The 21976-nt window shown below is 36.7% G+C and carries 18 protein-coding genes; 8 read left to right on the forward strand and 10 right to left on the reverse strand.

The window, feature by feature from the left end; translation table 11 throughout:
- Positions 1 to 3: 3 nt before the first annotated feature.
- The 3 genes from ilvC to NMK50_RS06445 all read right to left on the reverse strand — a co-directional run bounded on the left by ilvC (position 4) and on the right by NMK50_RS06445 (position 3749).
- Positions 4 to 1023: a ketol-acid reductoisomerase gene (gene ilvC, locus NMK50_RS06435; RefSeq protein ID WP_254769787.1), complete on the reverse strand. Its 1020-nt coding sequence runs from the start codon at positions 1021 to 1023 to the stop codon at positions 4 to 6.
- Between the two features lie 789 nt (positions 1024 to 1812).
- Positions 1813 to 2547, reverse strand: a complete 735-nt coding sequence (locus NMK50_RS06440) for a pyridoxine 5'-phosphate synthase (protein WP_254769788.1) — start codon at positions 2545 to 2547, stop codon at positions 1813 to 1815.
- Between the two features lie 80 nt (positions 2548 to 2627).
- On the reverse strand, positions 2628 to 3749 hold the full coding sequence (locus NMK50_RS06445; RefSeq protein ID WP_254769789.1) for an ATP-dependent DNA helicase: 1122 nt from the start codon (positions 3747 to 3749) through the stop codon (positions 2628 to 2630).
- 1122 nt (positions 3750 to 4871) lie between these two features.
- On the opposite strand from NMK50_RS06445, the gene NMK50_RS06450 reads away from it, so the two are divergent.
- The 6 genes from NMK50_RS06450 (at position 4872) to NMK50_RS06475 (ending at position 8082) form a co-directional block, all read left to right on the forward strand.
- Positions 4872 to 5078 carry a Rossmann-fold NAD(P)-binding domain-containing protein gene (locus NMK50_RS06450; protein WP_254769790.1) on the forward strand — a complete coding sequence of 69 codons (207 nt, stop codon included), beginning with the start codon at positions 4872 to 4874 and terminating at the stop codon, positions 5076 to 5078.
- 380 nt (positions 5079 to 5458) lie between these two features.
- A complete protein-coding gene (locus tag NMK50_RS06455; RefSeq protein WP_254769791.1) occupies positions 5459 to 5608 on the forward strand; it encodes an NAD(P)-dependent oxidoreductase in 150 nt (49 codons plus the stop codon).
- 509 nt (positions 5609 to 6117) lie between these two features.
- Positions 6118 to 6675: an MFS transporter gene (locus tag NMK50_RS06460; RefSeq protein ID WP_254769792.1), complete on the forward strand. Its 558-nt coding sequence runs from the start codon at positions 6118 to 6120 to the stop codon at positions 6673 to 6675.
- A gap of 113 nt (positions 6676 to 6788) precedes the next feature.
- Positions 6789 to 7166 (forward strand): MFS transporter, encoded by a 378-nt coding sequence (locus NMK50_RS06465; protein ID WP_374112215.1) that lies wholly within the window; start codon positions 6789 to 6791, stop codon positions 7164 to 7166.
- 187 nt (positions 7167 to 7353) lie between these two features.
- Positions 7354 to 7623, forward strand: a complete 270-nt coding sequence (locus NMK50_RS06470) for a hypothetical protein (protein WP_254769794.1) — start codon at positions 7354 to 7356, stop codon at positions 7621 to 7623.
- 297 nt (positions 7624 to 7920) lie between these two features.
- Complete coding sequence (locus NMK50_RS06475) at positions 7921 to 8082, forward strand: TauD/TfdA family dioxygenase (protein WP_254771204.1); 162 nt, start codon at positions 7921 to 7923, stop codon at positions 8080 to 8082.
- Between the two features lie 779 nt (positions 8083 to 8861).
- Here NMK50_RS06475 and NMK50_RS06480 read toward each other — a convergent pair.
- From NMK50_RS06480 to NMK50_RS06510, 7 genes are all read right to left on the reverse strand, one after another.
- On the reverse strand, positions 8862 to 10655 hold the full coding sequence (locus NMK50_RS06480; RefSeq protein ID WP_254769795.1) for an acetolactate synthase 3 large subunit: 1794 nt from the start codon (positions 10653 to 10655) through the stop codon (positions 8862 to 8864).
- Between the two features lie 271 nt (positions 10656 to 10926).
- Positions 10927 to 11799: a tRNA (adenosine(37)-N6)-dimethylallyltransferase MiaA gene (gene miaA, locus NMK50_RS06485; protein WP_254771205.1), complete on the reverse strand. Its 873-nt coding sequence runs from the start codon at positions 11797 to 11799 to the stop codon at positions 10927 to 10929.
- A gap of 632 nt (positions 11800 to 12431) precedes the next feature.
- On the reverse strand, positions 12432 to 13949 hold the full coding sequence (locus NMK50_RS06490) for a Do family serine endopeptidase (protein ID WP_254769796.1): 1518 nt from the start codon (positions 13947 to 13949) through the stop codon (positions 12432 to 12434).
- Between the two features lie 151 nt (positions 13950 to 14100).
- Complete coding sequence (gene hflC, locus NMK50_RS06495) at positions 14101 to 15036, reverse strand: protease modulator HflC (protein ID WP_254769797.1); 936 nt, start codon at positions 15034 to 15036, stop codon at positions 14101 to 14103.
- A 2-nt stretch (positions 15037 to 15038) separates the two neighbouring features.
- Positions 15039 to 16184, reverse strand: a complete 1146-nt coding sequence (hflK, locus tag NMK50_RS06500) for an FtsH protease activity modulator HflK (protein WP_254769798.1) — start codon at positions 16182 to 16184, stop codon at positions 15039 to 15041.
- Positions 16185 to 16302: 118 nt separating this feature from the next.
- On the reverse strand, positions 16303 to 16812 hold the full coding sequence (locus NMK50_RS06505) for a dihydrofolate reductase (RefSeq protein WP_254769799.1): 510 nt from the start codon (positions 16810 to 16812) through the stop codon (positions 16303 to 16305).
- Positions 16809 to 17603 carry a thymidylate synthase gene (locus NMK50_RS06510; protein ID WP_254769800.1) on the reverse strand — a complete coding sequence of 265 codons (795 nt, stop codon included), beginning with the start codon at positions 17601 to 17603 and terminating at the stop codon, positions 16809 to 16811. The genes NMK50_RS06505 and NMK50_RS06510 overlap by 4 nt, the downstream gene beginning before the upstream one ends.
- 224 nt (positions 17604 to 17827) lie before the next feature.
- Between NMK50_RS06510 and NMK50_RS06515 the strand changes: the two genes are divergently transcribed.
- Both NMK50_RS06515 and NMK50_RS06520 read left to right on the forward strand, forming a co-directional pair.
- Positions 17828 to 19135 carry an MFS family transporter gene (locus tag NMK50_RS06515; RefSeq protein ID WP_254769801.1) on the forward strand — a complete coding sequence of 436 codons (1308 nt, stop codon included), beginning with the start codon at positions 17828 to 17830 and terminating at the stop codon, positions 19133 to 19135.
- Between the two features lie 1131 nt (positions 19136 to 20266).
- Entirely contained in the window at positions 20267 to 21574 is a 1308-nt protein-coding gene (locus NMK50_RS06520; RefSeq protein ID WP_254769802.1) for an MFS family transporter, read from the forward strand.
- The last annotated feature ends 402 nt before the right edge of the window (positions 21575 to 21976 follow it).

The raw sequence follows: 21976 nt of genomic DNA on the forward strand, positions 1-21976 counted from the left end.
ACTTCAATTACGCTCTTTATTAACCAGAGCATTTGATTTTATCCAAGGCATCATGGAACGAAGTTTTTTGCCAACTTCTTCAATAGGGTGGCTATCATTTAAACGCCGTATACTTTTAAAATGAGCCGCACCGCCTTTGTATTCTTGTATCCAATTCGATGTAAACTTTCCTGTCTGAATATCTTGCAAAATACGTTTCATTTCTGCTCTCGTTTCATCGGTAATTACACGCGGACCAGACATATATTCGCCCCATTCAGCTGTATTGGAAATGGAGTAATTCATATTTGCAATACCACCTTCATACATAAGATCAACAATCAATTTAACCTCATGTAAACACTCAAAATAAGCCATTTCTGGTGCATAACCTGCATCCGTTAGTGTTTCATAACCAGCCCGTATAAGCTCAACAAGACCACCACAAAGAACGGCTTGTTCACCAAACAGATCAGTTTCGCACTCTTCTTTAAAGGTTGTTTCAATCACTCCAGCACGTCCACCACCAAGACCACATGCATAAGACAGTGCGATATCATGGGCATGTCCTGAAGCATCTTGTGCAACCGCAATTAAGCAAGGAACCCCACGACCACGTTGATATTCATTGCGCACTGTATGACCAGGACCTTTGGGAGCAATCATCACAATATCAACAGTTTTTTTAGGTTCAATTAAGCCGAAATGAATACTCAAACCATGAGCAAAAGCAATCACGGCACCATCACGTAAATGATCATGAATATGCTCTTTATAAATATCAGCTTGCAACTCATCTGGTGTAGCCATCATAATAAGATCTGCCCATTTTGCTGCTTCAGCAACACTTATAACTTCAAAACCATCCACCATAGCCTTTTTAGCTGTTGCGGACCCCGAACGCAGAGCAATTTTTACATTTTCAACTCCAGAATCTTTCAAGTTTAAAGCATGGGCATGTCCTTGTGAACCGTAACCAACAATGGCTACTTTTTTTCCCTTAATCAAATCAATATTGGCATCATGATCATAATAAACACGCATAAAAACACTTCCTTTTCTTTCTATTTAAAATAAATTTTGGCTTATTTTATTGAATAAATAATTAAAAAATGAATTCACATGCTTGAAATCACTATAAATAAAAAAAATACATTTATAGTAATAAAGCAATTGAATATCTTTTTTTATTTATATATTTCATATAAAAAGCTATAATCCAAAAAACTTCTAAAATTATATTATTCTTTCAGAGAATAAAACATTATATCTTTGAAATGAAGATAGAGCGCACATTTTTAACATGAACGAAATCAAAGTGGATAGCAAGAAAAATTGCAAACAAAGGATAGCGTTTTTATATTTAAACGCAAAAAATCAACTCTACCACTCGCATGATAAAAAAACACTATTCATATAGCCCAATTTTGACAACGCAATGATAGGTAATACAGCTTCCATTGTAGGTAATATTGAGTATTTTCATGGAATAAATTCGTAACTGAAGAGCACAAACACTCATAAAAATCTTTGATTTCTTCAGAAAAAACCCTCATCATCTCAGTTACTAACACGAATCTAAAAGTTTATATTTCTCATGAAATCTACCTCTGATTTTCTGCCTCTTTAAAAAAGATTTCATCAAAAAACTGCAAAGCTTAGCTTTTACAGACTCATTTAATGAAATCACGACCAATTTTTTAAATTGAACGCGCATTTCTATCGCTATCATAATATATACCACTGTCATTGATCTAAACAAATATATGCAAAATTGTTTCTTCAAGATAAAGAGAGCTTTAGAAAAATTTACCTATCATGTGGAGAAAAAAATCACACCAATAACCGGAGAAAACGCTGAACAGTCTCATACATTCCATATTCTAACGCATCCGCAATAAGCCCATGACCAATAGAAACTTCATCAAGCCAAGGAATGTGATGGACAACAGCAGGAAGATTTGTAACTGTCAGATCATGCCCTGCGTTAACACCTAATTGCAACTCTTGAGCTCTTCTTGCTGCGAAAACAAGTTTACTGAGTTCTTGATCTTGTTTTGTCTTATCCTGCAATGCACCACCGTAAGGTCCCGTATAAAACTCCACACGATCAGCACCAATTGCTTTAGCTATATCAAGACCATCAACAACAGGATCAGCAAATAAAGACACGCGAATTTTTTTTGCTTTCAAGCGTTGAATGATAGGTGCTAAAAATTCTGCATTCTGAGCAAAATCCCAACCATGATCAGAGGTTGACTGAGCTGGATCATCTGGTACAAGAGTAATCTGATCAGCATATTTTTCTGCTATATTCAAAAATGTATCACTTGGATAACCTTCAATATTAAATTCAGCAGTAGGAAATGTACTGTTCATTAAACAGCGTATATCTGGCAAATCAGCAAAACGAATATGTCGCTCATCGGGGCGCGGATGAATCGTCAAACCAGCTGCACCAGCTGTAAGTGCGATATGCCCAATATGATTGATATTTGGCCAAGGAAGGTTACGTCGATTGCGCAAAACGGCAATCGCATTAAGATTAACCGAAAGTTTTATGGCCATACCCACTCCCATTTTCATACATAATTCTTAAGACAAAAAATATATTTGCCAATATAATAGCAGAGAATAAGAATATTTTCCTATCGAACAATTGTTAAACGCTCTGCAGCACGTGTAATTCCCGTATACAACCAGCGAGCATACATGTCACGAAAGGCAAAACTTTCATCAAATAAAATAACATTATCCCATTGTGATCCTTGTGCTTTATGGACAGTTAATGCATATCCATAATCAAAGTCATCGTGTCTTTTTTTTAACGCCCATGAAATCTCACTATCAGGATCTTCAAACACGGCTTTTAAAAGCTTAATCTTCGCTACCCCACGCTCACTTTCTTCTGGTTTAACAAGGAGGTTAATACTCAGTTTAACAGTTTCCTTCTGTGAAGTCATTACTTTCCATAAAGATCCATTTAACAAACCTTTAGCGGGATCATTACGCAAACACACCAGCTTATCTCCTGCTTGTGGATAATCTGCTGTAAACCCCTTCAACGCACGCAAACGTCTATTATAAAGATGACGTGTCCGATTTACCCCTACCAACACCTGATCAGCATCTAAAACCAATTTCTGATCCACCTCTTTGCGTGTAATAACACGGGCCGCCCCATAATCACCATAAACAATATCACGTCCTTCACGTATATCCATAGCCAAACGAACAATCGGATTATCACGTGCTTGTCGGTGAATTTCAGAGAGGAGAAAATCTGGTGCACTGTTGGAAAAAAAACCACCTCCTGATACAGGAGGCAATTGACCTGGATCACCAAGAACAAGAATTGGCGTTTGAAAACTCATTAAATCACGCGCTAATTGTTCATCTACCATTGAACACTCATCAATAATGATAAGCTTAGCATGTGCTGCAGCACTTCTCCGATTTAATACAAATGTTGGTGCAAGAGATTTTTTTCCTGTGACTTCATCAGAAACCTCTTCTTCTCCACGCGGACAATAAATCAATGAATGAATCGTACAAGCATTACTTGCACCTTTAGACCGCAAAACCTGTGCTGCCTTTCCTGTAAACGCAGCAAATTGCACAGACCCATCAACTGTCTCAGCAAAATAGCGCGCAAGCGTTGTCTTCCCTGTTCCCGCATAACCAAAAAGGCGAAAAAGTGGTGAACGCCCTTCCCTTAACCATGCGGCAACAGCCTTCAATGCTTTATCTTGTTCCGGTGAAAACTGCATAGCTTACCAACATAAGATTTGCACAAAAAGAGCAGTATTTTGAAAAAAAACTCCTATCAAGAAAAAATTTTTTTATTAAGAATTTCTGACACATGCCCATCTAACAACTTTCGTAGCACAATGATCCATTATTTACCCATTGCTTTTTCAAGATATTGTAACACTCTAAACTTTATCTCTCCATCGCGCTTCTTGGTAAACCTTATACTTATCAAAGAAAATATCATTTTTTACAACAGTAACACCAACAATAGAATATACATATCTTAAATTTAAAATAATATCTCTATACACTTTTTTGAGCCAAAATTGAGAATAAGAAAAAGAGCATTGCAATTGCAAAACCCTCGCTAGAAAAAATGTCCTTAACAGAATAAGAATAATGTAATTTTATGAATACTATTTTATACAATCAATAAGCTTTCTTGCACATAAAATAAAGTACATTCACTATTGGGAAATAATCATTAAAGATATCAAAAACCTTTTTGCAAAAATAGAAATAGCTCTCAATAAAACGACTTAATCCTATGATGATACACCTATAAAGTTCCTCTCTCCCTCTTATCATGATTTTAATAAATTTACTCTTCATGCTACAAATAAGTGATATCTCAACGAATAAAGAGAAACATCGCGCTTCTATGAAGCACGCTTTATCTCACACAAATATGTAGCTTTTTCTATTTCGACAATAAAATCTGGTTCGCAAATATGGATTTCTTGGAAGTCTATTATAGGAAAACTGTGACATGATTCCAGTCCAGCGGTGCACTTCAGATTCATCCTCTAACATATCAGAAAAGCGCAATTCTCTATCTGCTGAGTCAAACTTTTTCTTTTTGTCATAATGTTTTAAAGTTTATAAAAATGCATAGATTAATGCTATTGTTATTGCTAGCAATAACAATGAAATCAAGGGGGTTGATTTGTTAACAGACTTGACCTTACGTCAAAATATCAGTGGTGAAATTGCTTTTTAGTTGTTTTAGCAATGAAATAATGTGCTCCAATATTGATAAATGAAATGCGAGGTTTAAATTAAAAATATTCATTCCAAATGACTACCAAAAAGCCACCCTAACATGACAATCTCTTACAAAATTAATGAAATCGTATAAAGTGCTGATTATCAATAATTTAGCAAAAGAATATGATTTAGAAGATAAACTCAAAGAGATAGATATCCTTATCTTAATCAGAGAACGGACTGTAGTTGATAGAAATCTTCTCCTGAAACTGCCAAATTTAAAATTAATCTGTCAAACAGGCCCTATAGGTTCACATATTGATAGAGAGGCTTGTAGAGACTTAGGAATTGAAATATGAGACAGTGGTGGGGATCCAACTTCTGCTGGTGAAGTTTGCCTGGCTCTTCATTATGTCTGCGCACAGAAAACTCTGTAAATCTGTGTCTGATATGAAACAAGGACGATAGAAAACAACATTTGGCAACCAAATGAAAAGGGTTACTCTAGGAAACTTCAGGTTTGAGTGTATTGGTAAAATGGCTGCTCAATATGCCCAAGCTTTTGGCATGTCTATTTTGGTTTATGAGAACGAACATTCAACGCAACAAGCAAAAAATTGAAGCTATCATTTTATGCATTTAAAAGATGCATTTTTTACACATCCTGACATTATATCGGTACATTTACATTTAAGCCGATAAAACCAAAAAAATCATTCAATGAGATGATCTACTGAGCATGAAACCTCATGCTATTTTTGTCAACACAGCGCGTCCAGTTTTGGTTGAAAAAGGGGCAATAGAAAAAATACTAAGTTTGGAAAATTTAACTTACTTTGCACTGAATATTTATGACAGCGAGCCAGTACCAGTATCTAAAAGAAAATGACTGCAATCAGAGAGAACTCTTTGCACACCGCATCTAGGTTATGTGACTGGAGAAAGCTTTGAGAATTATATTGAAAAATCTTGCCAAAATATAGCGTCTTTTATGAAAAGCGCTTAATGCCGGATGAGCCAATATTTGTAAAATTTATCTTATATCGCGAGCATACCAAGTTTGCACTACACATAATAGCTTATTTCCTTAAATTAAGCATATTCCTTAGCTTTCATATTCATACCAATCCATATTGACAGATTTTTATGTAATCAGCATAAAAATACCTCATTTAATTGTTGCAATCGTTATTAAAAAAAAGCTACTTCATTGGAATAGACTTTAGTTGGAGGGGGCATAGTGAGCAATAATAAATTTATAGAAAAAAATTATTATCGATGGATTGTATTGTTTGTTGCCACTATCGCTCAAGCATCGGCCTACTTTTTTGTTCAAGGAATTGGTCCTTTAGCTGATTTTTTAAAAAGGATCTCTCGCTGAGTGACTCTCAGATAGGTTTGCTGTCTTCAGCAGCACAGTTTCTACCTATTATTGGGTTACTTATAGCTGGCGAATTACTAGACAAGTTTAACGAACGCTATATTGTTGGTGTTGGCGCAGTCGGCGTTTCTGTCGCTCTTTTGTTGGGAGCAATCGCAGATAACTATATTTCCCTTTTGGTTTGTTTGCTCATTGTAGGGGGATTTTATAGTTCTGCTCAACCTGGTGATGCTAAATCTGTTTCTTTATGGTTTCCACAATCGCAGCGCGGATTTGCAATGGGAATAAGGCAAGCGGGACTCCCCTTAGGTGGGGCATTAGCTGGGATAGTTCTGCCTGCTAGTGCACTTGTCTATGGCACACAAGGTGCATTTTTGGTCAGTGCCATAGTTTCTTTTTTAGGTGGATGTATCTTTATTATTTTTTATCACTCACCAGCAAAAGTTGTAGCTATCGTCCCAGAAAGCAAGGTAAGAGTTTCGTTCTATGCAAATGTAAGGTCTCGTCTTGCAATGTTGGCTGCGCCGCATATGAAGAATATTATTTTTTCAGGCGTTTCCCTTGTGATAGTTTAATATGTTTTAACCATTTTTATCACGATTTATTTTTATAGAATCTATCACCTGTCTTTGGATAAAAGTGCTTATTTTTTTTTGTTTCACAGGCTTCTGGTGCCTTAGGAAGAATTATCTTAGCGGCGTGGAGTGATCACTGTAGAAAAGGACGATTTTTCCCTGTTTTGTTTTGCATGATTGCAGTCGTTTTTGGATTTTTAATATTAATTTTGGGCATGAGTGGATCGATAATTTATCTCACTATTTTATCTGCTTGGTTAGGTTTTTTTGGACTAGGATGGTATAGCCCATGGGTTGCTTATATTGTAGACTCTTCGCCGAAAGAAAGGGGGGGCTTTTCTCTGGGTTTAGCAATGTCTGTAAATCAAATCGTAATTATTACAGCTCCACCATTATTTGGATTAATCCAAGATTTTACAGACACTTATTTACTAACATGGCTGATTTTAATTTTAATGATTGTTTTTTCACTTTTCTTAATAAAAAAATAAGGAAAGATAATTGGGAAGGAAATTATAAGGATCAATGAAAATACTTTTGAGTTGAGCAATGTCGAAAGAGACAAACTTTGGGAGGCTTTAAACCATGTTATTTATGATCCATATGGTGGTATTGAATATTCGGTTGAGCTAAAAAAGAGCATTTTCGCTGCTACCACAAAGAATATTGACAATTCTTATGAATCAAAAGGTGTCTATTACCCCGAAACCATATTTAATCTTTGAAAACTTTCCAATTGATAGACAAATTAATACGTCACCTCATCCTTATAATTTAGATGCGTCTTATAAAAGTGGCTATATTAGCGAAAATTTAATGATGATGTTTTCTTTATTGAATGGAGAGCCTTATTCAATTCAGTTTGCAGGCAAACATAGGGTAAATAACTTGGTTCCTTTAAAGGATAATAAAAAAGATTATACAGGATTAAAATTTGAAGTTGCGTGAGATTTTCATAGAGAAAATGCTGCGCTAAAATTGATAAGGGGTTTCAATTTATCTCCTAAAGGGATATTTTTATCTGGTGTTCGCAATGATGTTAATGATCTGTCAACGAGAATATCTGATGCACGTCTCGTTTTAAAACTTTTAAGTAACGAGGATTTGCGTAGCTTAAGGGATAATTTATATATCATTAATGTTCTCTATAGATAGAGAAAAAATGGGGTAGCCTCTACAAGTAAAGTGCCGCTAGTTCAAGAGAGCGGTGAATTCCCAGATATCAGCGCTGTTTTTTATCCGGGCATGTTAGAACCACAGTCAAAAAAAGCCAAGGAAGCTCTAGATCATTTTTATGAAGCTATTAAAGCCGTATCTTTTGGAATTGATGGACAACCAGGACAATTACTATACATTGATAACAGAATGACTCTACACTCTAGGGATAAATTTTTTTGGATCATTTGATAGTTATGAAAATCCAATGCGGTGGATTCAAAGAGTATTTGTCTCAGCAGATTTATGGAATCATCGATATGTAGAACAAATTAAAAAAAAGCGTATTTGATTTTCAATGTTAATGTCCTGATAATGATATGATGTTGAATATTATTCTGGTTTATCTATCTTAACTACACATCTCATATGTAGAGATTTCTCCCGCATAATCAGGTGAGGTTACTACCTGATTTAAGCTATGGTGGCCAATTGATTTTCTATGGCTGCATTTGATCTTTGTTATTTTTGCCCTTCCTTTCAAGCCGCTAAAGGGCCTCCCCTATCAAGCCCTTGAAAGAACAATTTGGAGTCATTTCATCATGCAAAACCAAAACATACTGACAAACGTTTCTATTGTTTTCATAGGCATGATGGTTTGCATGGTTGCCTCTTTCAAACGGTAGCTTTTTTCTTGCACGATGGAATCTTTCATATAGGAGACAACATCATTAATTTATAACCGATAATTCAATGTCTTATCTAAAAAATGCAACGAAATAGTTCTTAATGTGAACATATGAATTAAAAAATAAACATTATGTACAAATAAATTCAAACATCATTGGGCACACGACGTATAACATCCTTCAGATGAACAAATAATAAGACACCCCATATCTTTAAACAAAGAATGAAAATCATAAAATGCGCTTGCAGGATAATAGGAACTCTCCACAAAGAAGAGACAGAGATGAAGTCTCTAAAGACTTCATCATCACCATCCTTCACTCTTTGATTAAATATTCATTTTATACGAGAATATGACCATCAACAGAAATAGCATTTGCAATGGCTTCATCATTAGCCTCATCAGGCAACAGCATATCATTATGTGCACATCCAGATGGGATCATGGGAAAACAATTTTCTAAATTATAAACACGACAATCGAAGAGAACAGGCTTATCACAAGCAATCATTTGCTGAATTTTATCATCAAGTTCATCCGGTTTTGAACAACAAAGACCAACCGCTCCATAAGATTGCGCTAATTTTACAAAGTCAGGCATAGATTCTGTATAAGAGTGAGAAAGGCGATTGCCATGCAACAATTGCTGCCATTGGCGAACCATACCCATATATTGATTATTTAAAATAAAAATTTTCACTGGCGTATTATGCTGCATTGCTGTTGCCAGCTCTTGAATATTCATCTGAATGGAAGCATCACCAGAAATACAGACAACAAGAGCATCAGGATGTGCAATTTGAACACCAATAGCAGCAGGAAGACCATACCCCATTGTTCCAAGACCACCAGAAGTCATCCAATGTTTTGGTTCATCAAAGCGATAATACTGAGCCGCCCACATCTGATGTTGTCCAACATCTGTTGTGATGTAAGCATTTGCATCTTTGCTAAAGGCATAAAGCCTTTCAAGAGCATATTGTGGCATAATGGCATCTTTTCTCTCAGCATATGCCAATGAATTACGCGCTTTCCAGCCATGAATTTGCCTCCACCATTGATCACGGCTTTCACTTTTAAATGTTGGTTTGTGCATATGCAAACGTCGATTGATCTCTTCTAAAATATGCGCCACATCGCCAACAAGTGGAACTTCTACTTTTACGATCTTATTGATAGAAGAAGGATCAATATCAATATGAATAATACGTGCATGGGGTGCAAATGCATCAAGTCGCCCAGTGATACGATCATCAAAGCGTGCCCCAATCGCTAACATAACATCACAATCATGCATGGCCATATTAGCTTCATACGTTCCATGCATTCCAAGCATTCCAAGCCAATTTTTATCAGAAGCAGGATAAGCACCAAGTCCCATAAGCGTTGAAGTGATTGGAAAATCTCCTAGATGAACCAATTCACGCAGATGCTGTACAGCTTTTGTTCCCGATGAAATAACGCCACCACCAGTATAAATAACAGGGCGTTTTGCTTCTGCTAAAAGAGAAACAGCATTTTCGATAGCCTTCTCTTTCAACTGTTGATAAGAATGCATAACACTCGTAACTTGAGGTGCTCTATAAAGACCTGAAGCGAATTGAACATCCTTAGGAATATCAATCAAAACTGGTCCTGGACGCCCTGATTGCGCAATAGAAAAAGCTTTATGAATAATTTCCGCAAGATCATTTACATCTTTAACCAAACAATTATATTTCGTACACGGTTTTGTAATACCAACCGTATCGGCCTCTTGAAAAGCATTTGTTCCAATGACGGTTGTCGATACCTGACCTGAAAAACAAACAAGTGGAATGGAATCCATGAGGGCATCTTGTAAAGGTGTCACGGCATTTGTTGCACCTGGTCCAGAGGTTACAAGCATAACGCCAACCTTCCCTGTGCTTCGTGCATAACCTTCAGCAGCATGACCTGCTGCTTGTTCATGACGGACCAGAATATGCCGAACTTTATCTTGTTGATAAAGAACATCAAAAATAGGAAGAACAGCGCCACCAGGATAACCAAAAAGATGTTTAACCCCATGATCAATAAGAGCTTGAACCACCATTTCGGCACCCGACATTATTTTTCCGTCCGCACTCTTTTGCATTCTTGGATGATTTGTCATTTTTCCCACTCGCCTACTTGATAGTATAATAAAAAAAAGCCCCTAGAGGAGCCCATAAAAAAAAGACCCCAAAGGAGCCCATTACACACAAAAAAACATATATTGTATGACCCCCCTCCTTATTCCTATGCACAAACATATAAGAAAAACATTTCCTATAGGGAAGCTTCTAATTCTATTAAGAGCATTCGTCAACAAAAAATTATATTCCCTAAAAAAATCTCTTTATAAAGAATTTTTTAATGACTTTTTAAACTTCTCAACTCTTTTATCAAGAAATCAGTCTCCATTCTTTATCAAATTGATTACGAAACCATGTCATTTGCCTTTTTGCATACCTCCTCGTTTGTGTTTTCACGCTTTCAAGAGCATTATCGAAGCTTTTATATCCATCCAAATAAGCAATAAATTCAGCTATACCAATCGCTTTCATCGCTGGTAACAAAGGAGAAAGTTGAAGCCTTTTCACGGCAGACACTTCTTCTAAAGCACCCCTTTCAATCATAAAATCCAGCCGCTTATGAATATGTTCATAAAGCAATTCACGTGAAGGAATGAGAAGAATTTTTTCTGCACAATCTGACAAAATCAGAGGAAGCGTTTTTTGCCTTTGCCACCAACTTAGCCTCTTACCTGTTGCTTCATAAACTTCTAAGGCACGAACAATACGTTGACCATCTTGCGAAGAAATTTTCTCAGCAAGAACAGCATCAACTTGCAATAACTGATGATAAAGACTTTCAGCCCCCTCTTGATCAAGTCGAAATCGCCATTTTTGCCGTAGAACTTGCGGAATAGAAGGAATTTCTGCAATTCCTTCTAAAAGAGCACGAAAATAAAGCCCTGTTCCACCAACAAAAATAAGTGACCTTGATGGAAATGTTATCAATAATTTTTTAACATCATCCAACCATTGCCCTACTGAATAATGCAGAGAAGGATTCACATAACCATAGAGATAATGTGGAACAAGTGCAGTATCAGCCTTCGTCGGACGTGCTGTTAGAATATTTAAAACATCATAAACCTGCATTGAATCCGTATTAATGATAAAAGCATTTTTTTCTTGAGCCATTTGTAAAGCAAGTGCTGACTTTCCACTTGCAGTTGGTCCCGCTATCAATGTAATCGTTCTCTGTATCATGAATGGCAATTCCTCATTCATCAATCGACACCTTGTAGCAATACGCATACCCAATTCCAAAGCTTCTGTATTTCATTTCCCCCTGTATTGCATTTCTATTGTCATAGGGTGAATAGTTCAAACAAAAAGACAAGCAAAACCTTTATAAGGAACACAATGAAAACGCCTATGATAACTCTGTTTCATTTAAAAAATAAAAAATGAATGCAATAACAATAGCAAAATTTTTTTCTATTATTATTCAATAACAAAGCAAGATCACAAAAATTCTTTTCAGATAACCATCATAAACAAATATATTTTTTGCAATCTATAAAACAGAATATTTAAACTTAACGCATATAAATTAAATAGCTTTATATTTTTATAAAAAAACGAATAATATGCTGTTTTATAATAAGAAACTTGTAAATTACTTCTTCAAGATTCCCTCTACAACCGTTACTCTTCCACCCACCACAAAGCAAAATACAGTGATACCCATAAATGACGAATTCTCATCTTACTCTCTCAGAATAATTGCTATTTAAAAACTGAAGCATGCAAACTCGACCCTATCGTACAATTTAAGAATGATAACAAAAACGGAAAATAATGAGAGACAAACATAGAAATCTCAGTCCTCAAAACAATTAATCCATTGGAATTGTTACAAGCCGCAATTCTCCATCTGGCCGAGCAACAAGAAAGAGGGCATTTTTACGCCCAGCTTCACGTAATTTATGAAGACGTTTTTTAACCTCATCAATTGTTGTAACAGCACTTTGATTGATATCGACAATCACTTCACCAATGCGAATACGTTTTTTATCTGCCGCACTATTTTGTACAACAGATGTCACCACCAATCCTCGAAGCTTATCTGTAATTGAATAGCGATGACGCAAATCTGTTGTAAGCTCAGATAATGTCATTCCCATAAAATGCATTGTCACACTTTTCGATACAGCATCACTTTTATCATTATCAGACTCTTCTATTGCATTTTCATTGGCATCTGTCTCAATCAAACGGCCAAGTTTAACTTTTACTCTTTGTTCCTGTCCATCTCGCAAAACAGTAACATCCACCACTTTTCCTTCCGGACTTTCCGCTACTAAACGCGGCAAATCACGCGCATACTTAATTTTTGCATTGCCAAAGTAAAGAATAACATCTCCAGTCTGCAACTGGCTATTATCAACATCAGCATGTTCTATTTTACCAGCAACCAATGCCCCAACAGCTTTTTCTAGCTTCAAGCTCTTCGCAATATCGTCTGTTACCGGTTGAATACGAAGAGCCAACCAACCACGCCTCATTTCTCCAAAATCACGCAATTGATTGATAACCGAAAGAGCCATCTCTGATGGTATAGCAAAACCAATACCGATCGACCCACCAGAAGGTGAAATAATTGCTGTATTAATACCAATAACCTTACCATTCCTATCAAATAACGGGCCTCCAGAATTTCCTCGGTTAATTGCTGCATCTGTTTGAATAAAATTATCATAAGGACCCGCATTAAGATCACGATTGCGTGCTGAAATAATACCAACAGTCACACTTCCACCAAAACCATAGGGGTTCCCGATAGCCATAACCCAATCCCCAATACGGGCTTTTTCTGAATCGCCAAAACGTACAGCTTTCAATTTTTTTCTTCCTGCATCCACCTGAAGAATTGCCAAATCCGTTTTGCTATCCTTTCCAAGCAATTTTGCTTTTAATTTTGTACCATCGGTAAAATTAACTTCAATATCATCGGCATCAACAATAACGTGATAATTTGTAACAATAAGCCCTCTTTGTGCATCAATCACAAAACCAGATCCCAAAGAACGTACTTTTTGAAACTGGCTATCTTTTTGACCATCTTTGGGGGTAAAAAAATCACTAAAATATTCTTCCAACAATGAATCTTTTGGTATAGTAGGCACGGAAGTATGCTCATCTTGTTCAGTTCCATCAACGGTTTGTGCTATGGAAATATTCACAACCGTCTCCAAGAGCTCAGCAGCCAAATCAGGAACAGAAAGAGGTGTGTTTTTTATCTCATCCCCCCAAGACAAGCTGCTTGATGAGAATAAAAACAAAGCCACACAAAAAACAACTCTTGTAATAAAGAACCTCAAAGGCGTATTTTTACCTACGACATTTCTACCCATAATATGCCTTAAAAAAAATGCTGCAAAGAGCCTTATTCAACTTATCTATTCAAAATGCGCCTAGCTCAACATTCTACCATTCTCATCATAAAAAAAACAACCACAAAGCACACTTCTTACATTAAATCGCGTCTAAAGTTGATTATTGCATCTACTCTCCCACGAATTTTGGTTCAGTTTTACCGAGACTCGTATTCATTGCTGATGGAACTTTTTTCTTTTCTTGCTGTGGATTACGAAAATAGAAAAAGAAATCCTCCTTTGGTGAAATCACCATTGGAATGCGTTCCAAATTCTTATATTGCTCCATTGCTAACCAAAAATCGTAAAAGGATGGATTCGTTTTTCTTGCATTCAGTAAAAGGCGAATACTTTCAGCTTGGCCTTCCCCACGGGTAATTTCAGCATCACGTTTTGCGGCTGCTACAATCTCTTCATATTCACGATTGGCTTCTGCCACAATACGATCTCGTTCCTGCTGGCCACGGGCACGAATATTTTCCGCTACAGCTTCACGTTCAGCTGCCATTTGGCGATAAACATCTTCTGAAACAGCATCGGTCAAATCCGTTTTGCGAATACGCACATCAACAATAGTAATCCCCAACGAGCCTGCATCGACAGAAAACTGCCGCTGAACCTCAGCCATCATTGCCCCCCTTTCATCTGATAAAGCCGCCCTAAATTCTCTCTTACCATAAACAGCCCGCAAAGCATCAATAAAACGCGGAGCAAGATTTTCACGCGCCGCAATTTGCGGACGCCCTGAAGCAATACGCTGTAAAAACAGCTTAGGATCCATAATACGATAAATAAAGAATGCATCTACTTCGTAATAAGCGCCTCCTCTTACCTGTACAGATTGTGTTGGAACATCGTAACGTAACAACCGATTATCAACAACAATCATCTTATCCACAAAGGGCACTTTTAAATAGATTCCAGGGTCAGATTCTACCTTTACAATTTGCCCAAAACGCTTAATGGCTATTTGTTGACGAGGATAGACAATAAAAACGGACATCCATAGAACCATCAAAAGAAAGACGATAGTACTAAAAATAAACAAGAAACGAGACTGCTGCATAATTAGCGTCCTTCCAAAATGCGAGAATCCAAAAGCGACGTAGAACGCAATGAGGCTTTTTTTGCGTTTTCTGATGAATGATTGCGCAGCAATTCGTTTAGAGGCAAATAAGGCATCACTGGAGAATTGATTTGATCAAGAACCAATTTATTTGGTGAAGAAAGAATACGCCCCATTGTCTCCATATAAAGACGATAACGGGTAGCCTCAGGAGACATTTCAGCCTCACGAACGATAGCTTGAAAACGCTCAGCGCGTCCTCTTGCCTCTTCAACCATTTGCGCCTTTTCACCCTTTGCGATTTCCCGTGTGCGTGAAGCTTCACCATTCGCTAAACCAATTTTTGTAAAACGCACACGATTTCCTTCTTCAATCATTCGTCCACGTTCTTGCTCTGCCTGCTGAACAGAATTAAACGCCGCCGCAACCTTGGTAGGAGGAGCAGCCTCACTGATCGATACACGACTTATTTCAACACCAAGTTGATATTTATCCACGGTCAACTGGATAATTTTTCTCACATCATCGGCAACTTCTTCTTTTTTATCACGTAACACATCATCAACAGGTCTTGAACCAATAACTTCACGCATTGCGCTCTCAGCAACCTGACGAACAGTCCCTTCTTGATCATTTACATTGAATAAAAACTGACTAGGATATGCAATCCGATAATAAACAGAAAAATTAACATTCACAATATTCTGATCACTTGAAAGCATCAAACCTTCACTCTGTTGTGCCTGACCAGACTGACCACCAATGGCGATTGTTTTTTCCGTTAAAGGCACTTTCATATAAGTCTCAATTGGCCAAAAGTGAAAATGCAAACCATCACCGATAATTCCTGCTTTAGGAACACCAAAACGCAATTCTACAGCTTGCTCATTTTGCTGAACAATATAAAGTGACTGATACAGCAAAAAAAACACAACAAGCAGAAGGAATATCGTCCAGAGACCAGCTCCACCAAAGTGTTTAAGCTGATTTTGCCCTTTACGCAAAATATCATCAAGACTGGGACCATTGTCACCACCGCTGTTGCCACCAGAACCAAAGAGATTCTTAGCAGATGTTTTTTTGTCACCACCATGTTTATTTTTATCGCCACTCCACGGGCCACCACCATTTTGATTTGTCCAGGGCATTATCACCTCTTAACTAAAAACCATTCACTAAATACCAACCATTTACTTAAATCTTATAGGATGGCTGTTATCTGATTACAACATAACTGATAGGTTCTTCCCACTTAATTATAAACAATTATTTCCGCTTATAAACTACAAAACGTGTTGCGTGGCTGTCTTTATCTCCTTCTGAGATACATTGTGTTTGCACAATCGTCCACTCTTCTTTATTCAAAACAGGAAAAAAACTATCCCCTTCAATAGAAGCTAAGACTTCTGTAAGGAATATTTTATCAGCAATATATAATCCCTGTTGAAAGATTTCACCACCACCAATAATAAAAATTTCCTCTGCACCATTTTGAAAAGTCTCTCTTTTTGCAACAGAACAAGCCTGAGATAAAGAGTGTGTAATAATAGCACCTTCCGCTATGAAAGCAGGATTGCGCGTAATAACGATATTTGTACGCCCCGGTAAAGGACGTCCAAGAGAATCCCAAGTTTTTCTCCCCATAATAATGGGCTTACCAAAAGTCAAAGCTTTAAAGCGTTGCAAATCTGTTGATAAACGCCAAGGCATAGCCCCTTCACGACCGATAACACCATTTTCTGCAACAGCTGCAATTAAACAAATTGACAAAGTCATACTGCTACCGGTGCCTTGATATGTGGCTGTGCTTCATAATTAAGCAATTCAAAATCCTCAAATTTAAAAGAAAAAAGATCTGTTACTTCCGGATTGATCCGCATAGACGGCAAAGCATTGGGTATCCGAGACAATTGAGATCGGGCCTGTTCAAAATGATTAGAATAAAGGTGCGCATCACCTAGAGTATGAACAAAATCACCTATTTTAAGCCCACATACTTGTGCAATCATCATCGTTAACAACGCATAAGAAGCAATATTGAATGGAAGACCTAAAAAAATATCTGCTGAACGTTGATAAAGCTGGCAAGATAATTTACCATCAGCAACGTAAAATTGGAAAAGACAATGACACGGTGGGAGAGCCATTTCCTCTATCAATGCCGGATTCCATGCTGATACAATTAAGCGACGAGAATCCGGTGTTTCTCTAATCATAGCCAAAAGATGATTGATCTGATCAATGTGTTGTCCATCAGGCGTTGGCCAAGAGCGCCACTGATAACCATAAACAGGACCAAGATCCCCTTTCTCATCCGCCCATTCATCCCAAATTGACACGCCATGTTCCTTCAACCACGCGATATTTGTATCGCCTTTAAGAAACCATAAAAGCTCATAAATGATTGAACGCAAATGCAACTTTTTTGTTGTCAACAATGGGAATCCAAGCTGTAAATCAAATCGCATCTGATAACCAAAAACCGATCGCGTTCCAACACCGGTTCGATCAGTACGGTCAAAACCCTGCTCTAAAACATGAGATAAAAGATCAAGATAGGTTTTCATACGAGCATTATGGACGATTCTGTCAATTATAGAAAATGGAAATTGCAAAATTCATAAAAATACCATTTAGATTTCTTTAAATTTCTCTTCTAGAGTATTTTACACAAGAAATTCCTACATTTCGATTAAATTTTTGACGCAAAAGGCAGAATATTATAGACAAATCTTACAAGAGTAAATAGCAGGGGGAATAGATGATATGAAGATAACAAAGGGATAGACTTATGGAGAATGAAAAAACTTTAGCGCTACACGATACAAGGAAACGTATCCGAGCTATTGTGTCTAGTGCATCAGGAAATCTAGTAGAATGGTACGACTTTTATGTTTATTCTTTTACATCCATTTACTTTGCATCACAATTCTTTCCCTCTGACGGCAATGTCGTTATGCAACTTTTAAAAGCTGCTAGCGTCTTTGCTATTGGTTTTCTTATGCGCCCAATCGGTGGATGGCTTTTTGGTTTCATTGCCGATCGTTATGGACGTAAACACTCCATGCTTATTTCCGTTTTTATGATGTGCGGTGGGTCGTTCTTAATCGCCTTACTTCCTACCTATGAAACTATAGGAGCAACCGCAGGATTATTTTTACTTTTACTCAGAATGCTTCAGGGACTTTCTGTCGGTGGTGAATACGGTACAACAGCAACCTATATGAGTGAAATCGCCCTTAAAAATCGTCGTGGCTTTTTTAGCTCTTTCCAATATACCACACTGATTGGTGGTCAACTTCTCGCCAGTCTTGTGATATTCATTCTAGCGTTGTATCTCACAGAAGATCAGTTAAAAGCGTGGGGATGGCGTATTCCTTTTGCCATTGGTGGACTTGGAGCAATTGTTGCAATTTATTTACGCCGCACACTCCACGAAACAACCACCAAAGAAAGTCGTTCCAATAAAGAAGCCGGTAGCATTGTAGAGCTTTTATCCAACCATTGTAAAGCTTTTTTTCTCGTTATTGGTTTTACCGCTGGAGGATCACTTACATTTTATACATATACAACCTATATGCAAAAATATCTCATAACGACTACCGGATTTAATAAACACACCGCTACCACTTTAATGACCGCTGCACTCTTTGTGTTTATGTTAATCCAACCTGCATTTGGTTTTCTGGCTGATAAAATTGGAACAAGAACATCGCTCCTTATTTGGAGTATTTTATCTATTATCTTTACAATACCTGGGCTTCATGTGATTGGTAACACCGATAATACATGGGTCGCTCTATCAGTTATCACAGGAATGCTATGCATTATGAGTTTTTATACATCCATCGCTGGTATTGTAAAATCAGAAACATTTCCTGCTTCAGTACGAGCAATAGGCGTTGGACTCTCTTATGCTATTGCCAATGCACTATTCGGCGGTTCCGCTGAATACGTAGCACTTGAATTAAAAGATCTTGGGTATGAAACTGTCTTCTATTTTTATATAACTGGCATGATGGTTATTGCATTCATTGCTATTCTCTTAATGCCCGATGCCCGCAAAGGGGGATATCTTCAAAATGATGATATCCATTAAATCTTTCTATGAAATTAAACAAAAAAGCTCAATTTTTTGAGCTTTTTTTATTACAAAACTCATATAGAAAATTGAATATTTACAAAATGTTATACATATTTACTCAATAAGAAAAACAAGTAACTCTTCCCACTCTAGCATAAGCTTTGAAAAACCATCTCACTTTACTATAAGTGCATTATTTCCTCATTATCCTCATTTTATTACCTTTAAAATTTATTTGATATATTTCAAAAAGCATCCGTTTTTTATCAAAATCAAAGCTAACAGAAGCTTTTTCAATAATAATCTCTTTGCTAGAAGTGACTTCTTCTTATGAAAAAAGCACACCTCTCCCCTTTAAAAGTGTTTTTTACAGCAAAAAAATTTTAACAAAGAAGGAACGACGTCTCCAGCTGTCAAGAAGGTGGACTATAACATTTTATGCATAGCAAGAACCATCTAAGAAAACACACGTTCATTGCTCCATGTGTAATCATTTCAATATAAAGCATATTACAGGCACCCTATATTTGTCGATAAACAACAAACTATGACCTAACAAACAATGATGCTCTCTTTGTAAAGAAAAATTGAAAAACAAAATACAACAATAGTTTTCTTAATTAAACTTCAAAGCCGCCTTATCAATAAAGATAACATCCGTCAAAACTTAATAACAAAAGCTTTTGTTAGAATTAAAGAAAAAAATATTTTTGACAAAGCTATTGATTATAAAGAAATATACATTCTTTAAGCATACCATTTTTATATTCTCTCCTAAAAAGTCAACAAGGCAACTAATTTTAAGAAAAAATACAAGTTCCCTCTTCCCCAAACGGAACACATAACCTATAAATTAAATCGTATTTGTGAACATAAGCTCACCTCCTCTTTCACTACCTTTTCAACCTAAACAAGCCGTGCCCTTGTTAAACAAGCAATAAAAATTCAAGAAACACCTTCGTGTAAGTATTACCGTTGCTTTTATTTTAACACAAAAAAGAAAAACGCAAAATTTTATAAAAAGATACCTCTCATAAAGCAACTCAAACATCTTTCAAAAAAGAATTATTATAATTGAATTTTTGTAACTTAAACTGTAAACAACTTTAAAGAGAAAAAATAAAAGAATTAAAAGGGGAATACTTCATGAAAAATGAAACAACTTTAGCACCACATGATACAAGAAAACGTATCTTTGCTATCATATCCAGCGCTTCAGGGAATCTGGTAGAATGGTATGATTTTTACGCTTACTCATTTACGTCGATTTATTTTGCATCACAATTTTTTCCTTCAGATAATGATACCGTTACACAACTATTAAAAGTCGCCGGAATCTTTTTTATTGGTTTTCTTATGCGCCCAATTGGAGCATGGCTCTTCGGCTTTATTGCTGATCGTTATGGACGCAAACGCTCAATGCTTATTTCGGTTTTTATGATGTGTTGTGGCTCTTTTCTTATTGCTATACTTCCCACTTATGAAACTTGGGGAATAACAGCCGCATTCCTATTACTTTTAATCCGTATGTTTCAAGGGCTTTCAGTTGGCGGTGAATACGGTACAACAGCAACTTATATGAGTGAAGTTTCTCTCAAAAATCGTCGCGGGCTCCTTGCTTCCTTCCAATATGCGACAACGATCTCAGGACAACTTATTGCCAGCTTTATTATATTTGCTTTATCACTTTATCTCACTGAAGATCAGTTAAAAGCATGGGGATGGCGCATTCCCTTTGTGATTGGTGGGATAGCAGCAATCGTTGCATTTTATCTGCGTCGTTCGCTTCATGAAACAACCACCAAAGAAAGCCGCTCTCAACAACATGCCGGTAGTATAAAAGAGCTTTTACGCAACCACAAAAAGGCTTTCTTTCTGGTTATCGGCTTTACCGCGGGAGGTTCGCTCACATTTTATACATACACCACTTACATGCAAAAATATCTGATCACAACCACCGGATTTGATAAACAAACTGCAACAACAATAATGACCGCTGCACTTTTTATTTTTGTGTTGCTCCAACCCCTCTTTGGTTTTCTAGCCGATAAAATTGGAGCAAGAGCTTCGCTCATCAGTTGGAGTAGCTTATCAATTATTTGCACAATTCCCGTGCTTAAAACGATTGGTAATGCGCACAATCCATGGGTTGCACTTTTAATCATCATTGCAATGCTTTGTATTATGAGTCTTTATACCTCTATTGCTGGGATCATAAAAGCAGAACTATTCCCTGCTTCAATCCGAGCAATCGGCGTTGGATTTGCTTTTGCCATCGGTAATGCACTCTTTGGTGGTTCAGCTGAATATGTAGCATTTGGGCTAAAAACTATGGGATATGAAACTGTCTTTTCTTTTTATATAATTGGTATGATGATCATTGCACTCATCTCAATTCTCTTAATGCCAGATATAGATAAAGGAGGATATCTTAAAGAGGATGAAATTCTTTAAGTTTTCTACGCACAATAAAAAAGCCCAAACACAATTGGGCTTTTTTATCATGAAGATGCAAATATTCAATAAAAACAACAACGAATATAAAATCTTTCACTTCTTATAGCGCACTCTACAGAAAAATACCCTTCTCATCTATAAGATAAAGAATACCCTTATAAGACTCTGTATAATATAGATTTTATCAAATATCTTTAATTGCTCAACGACGAAATAATAAAAAGTTATATAACTTTTCTGCACTCTCTAAACATCCTCTTAGCAAAGTTTAGAACAGCGATTTAAGCACTCTTTTGACCAATATTTCATCTCGCTTGAAGCTATTTTGCAACATACGTCGCTTTTATGTTCGATGTAATGACCTCCCTCCCCACAAAACACAATCCTCAAAAAACGCAA

The sequence above is a fragment of the Bartonella harrusi genome, from assembly GCF_024297065.1.
Classification (GTDB): Bacteria; Pseudomonadota; Alphaproteobacteria; order Rhizobiales; family Rhizobiaceae; genus Bartonella; species Bartonella harrusi.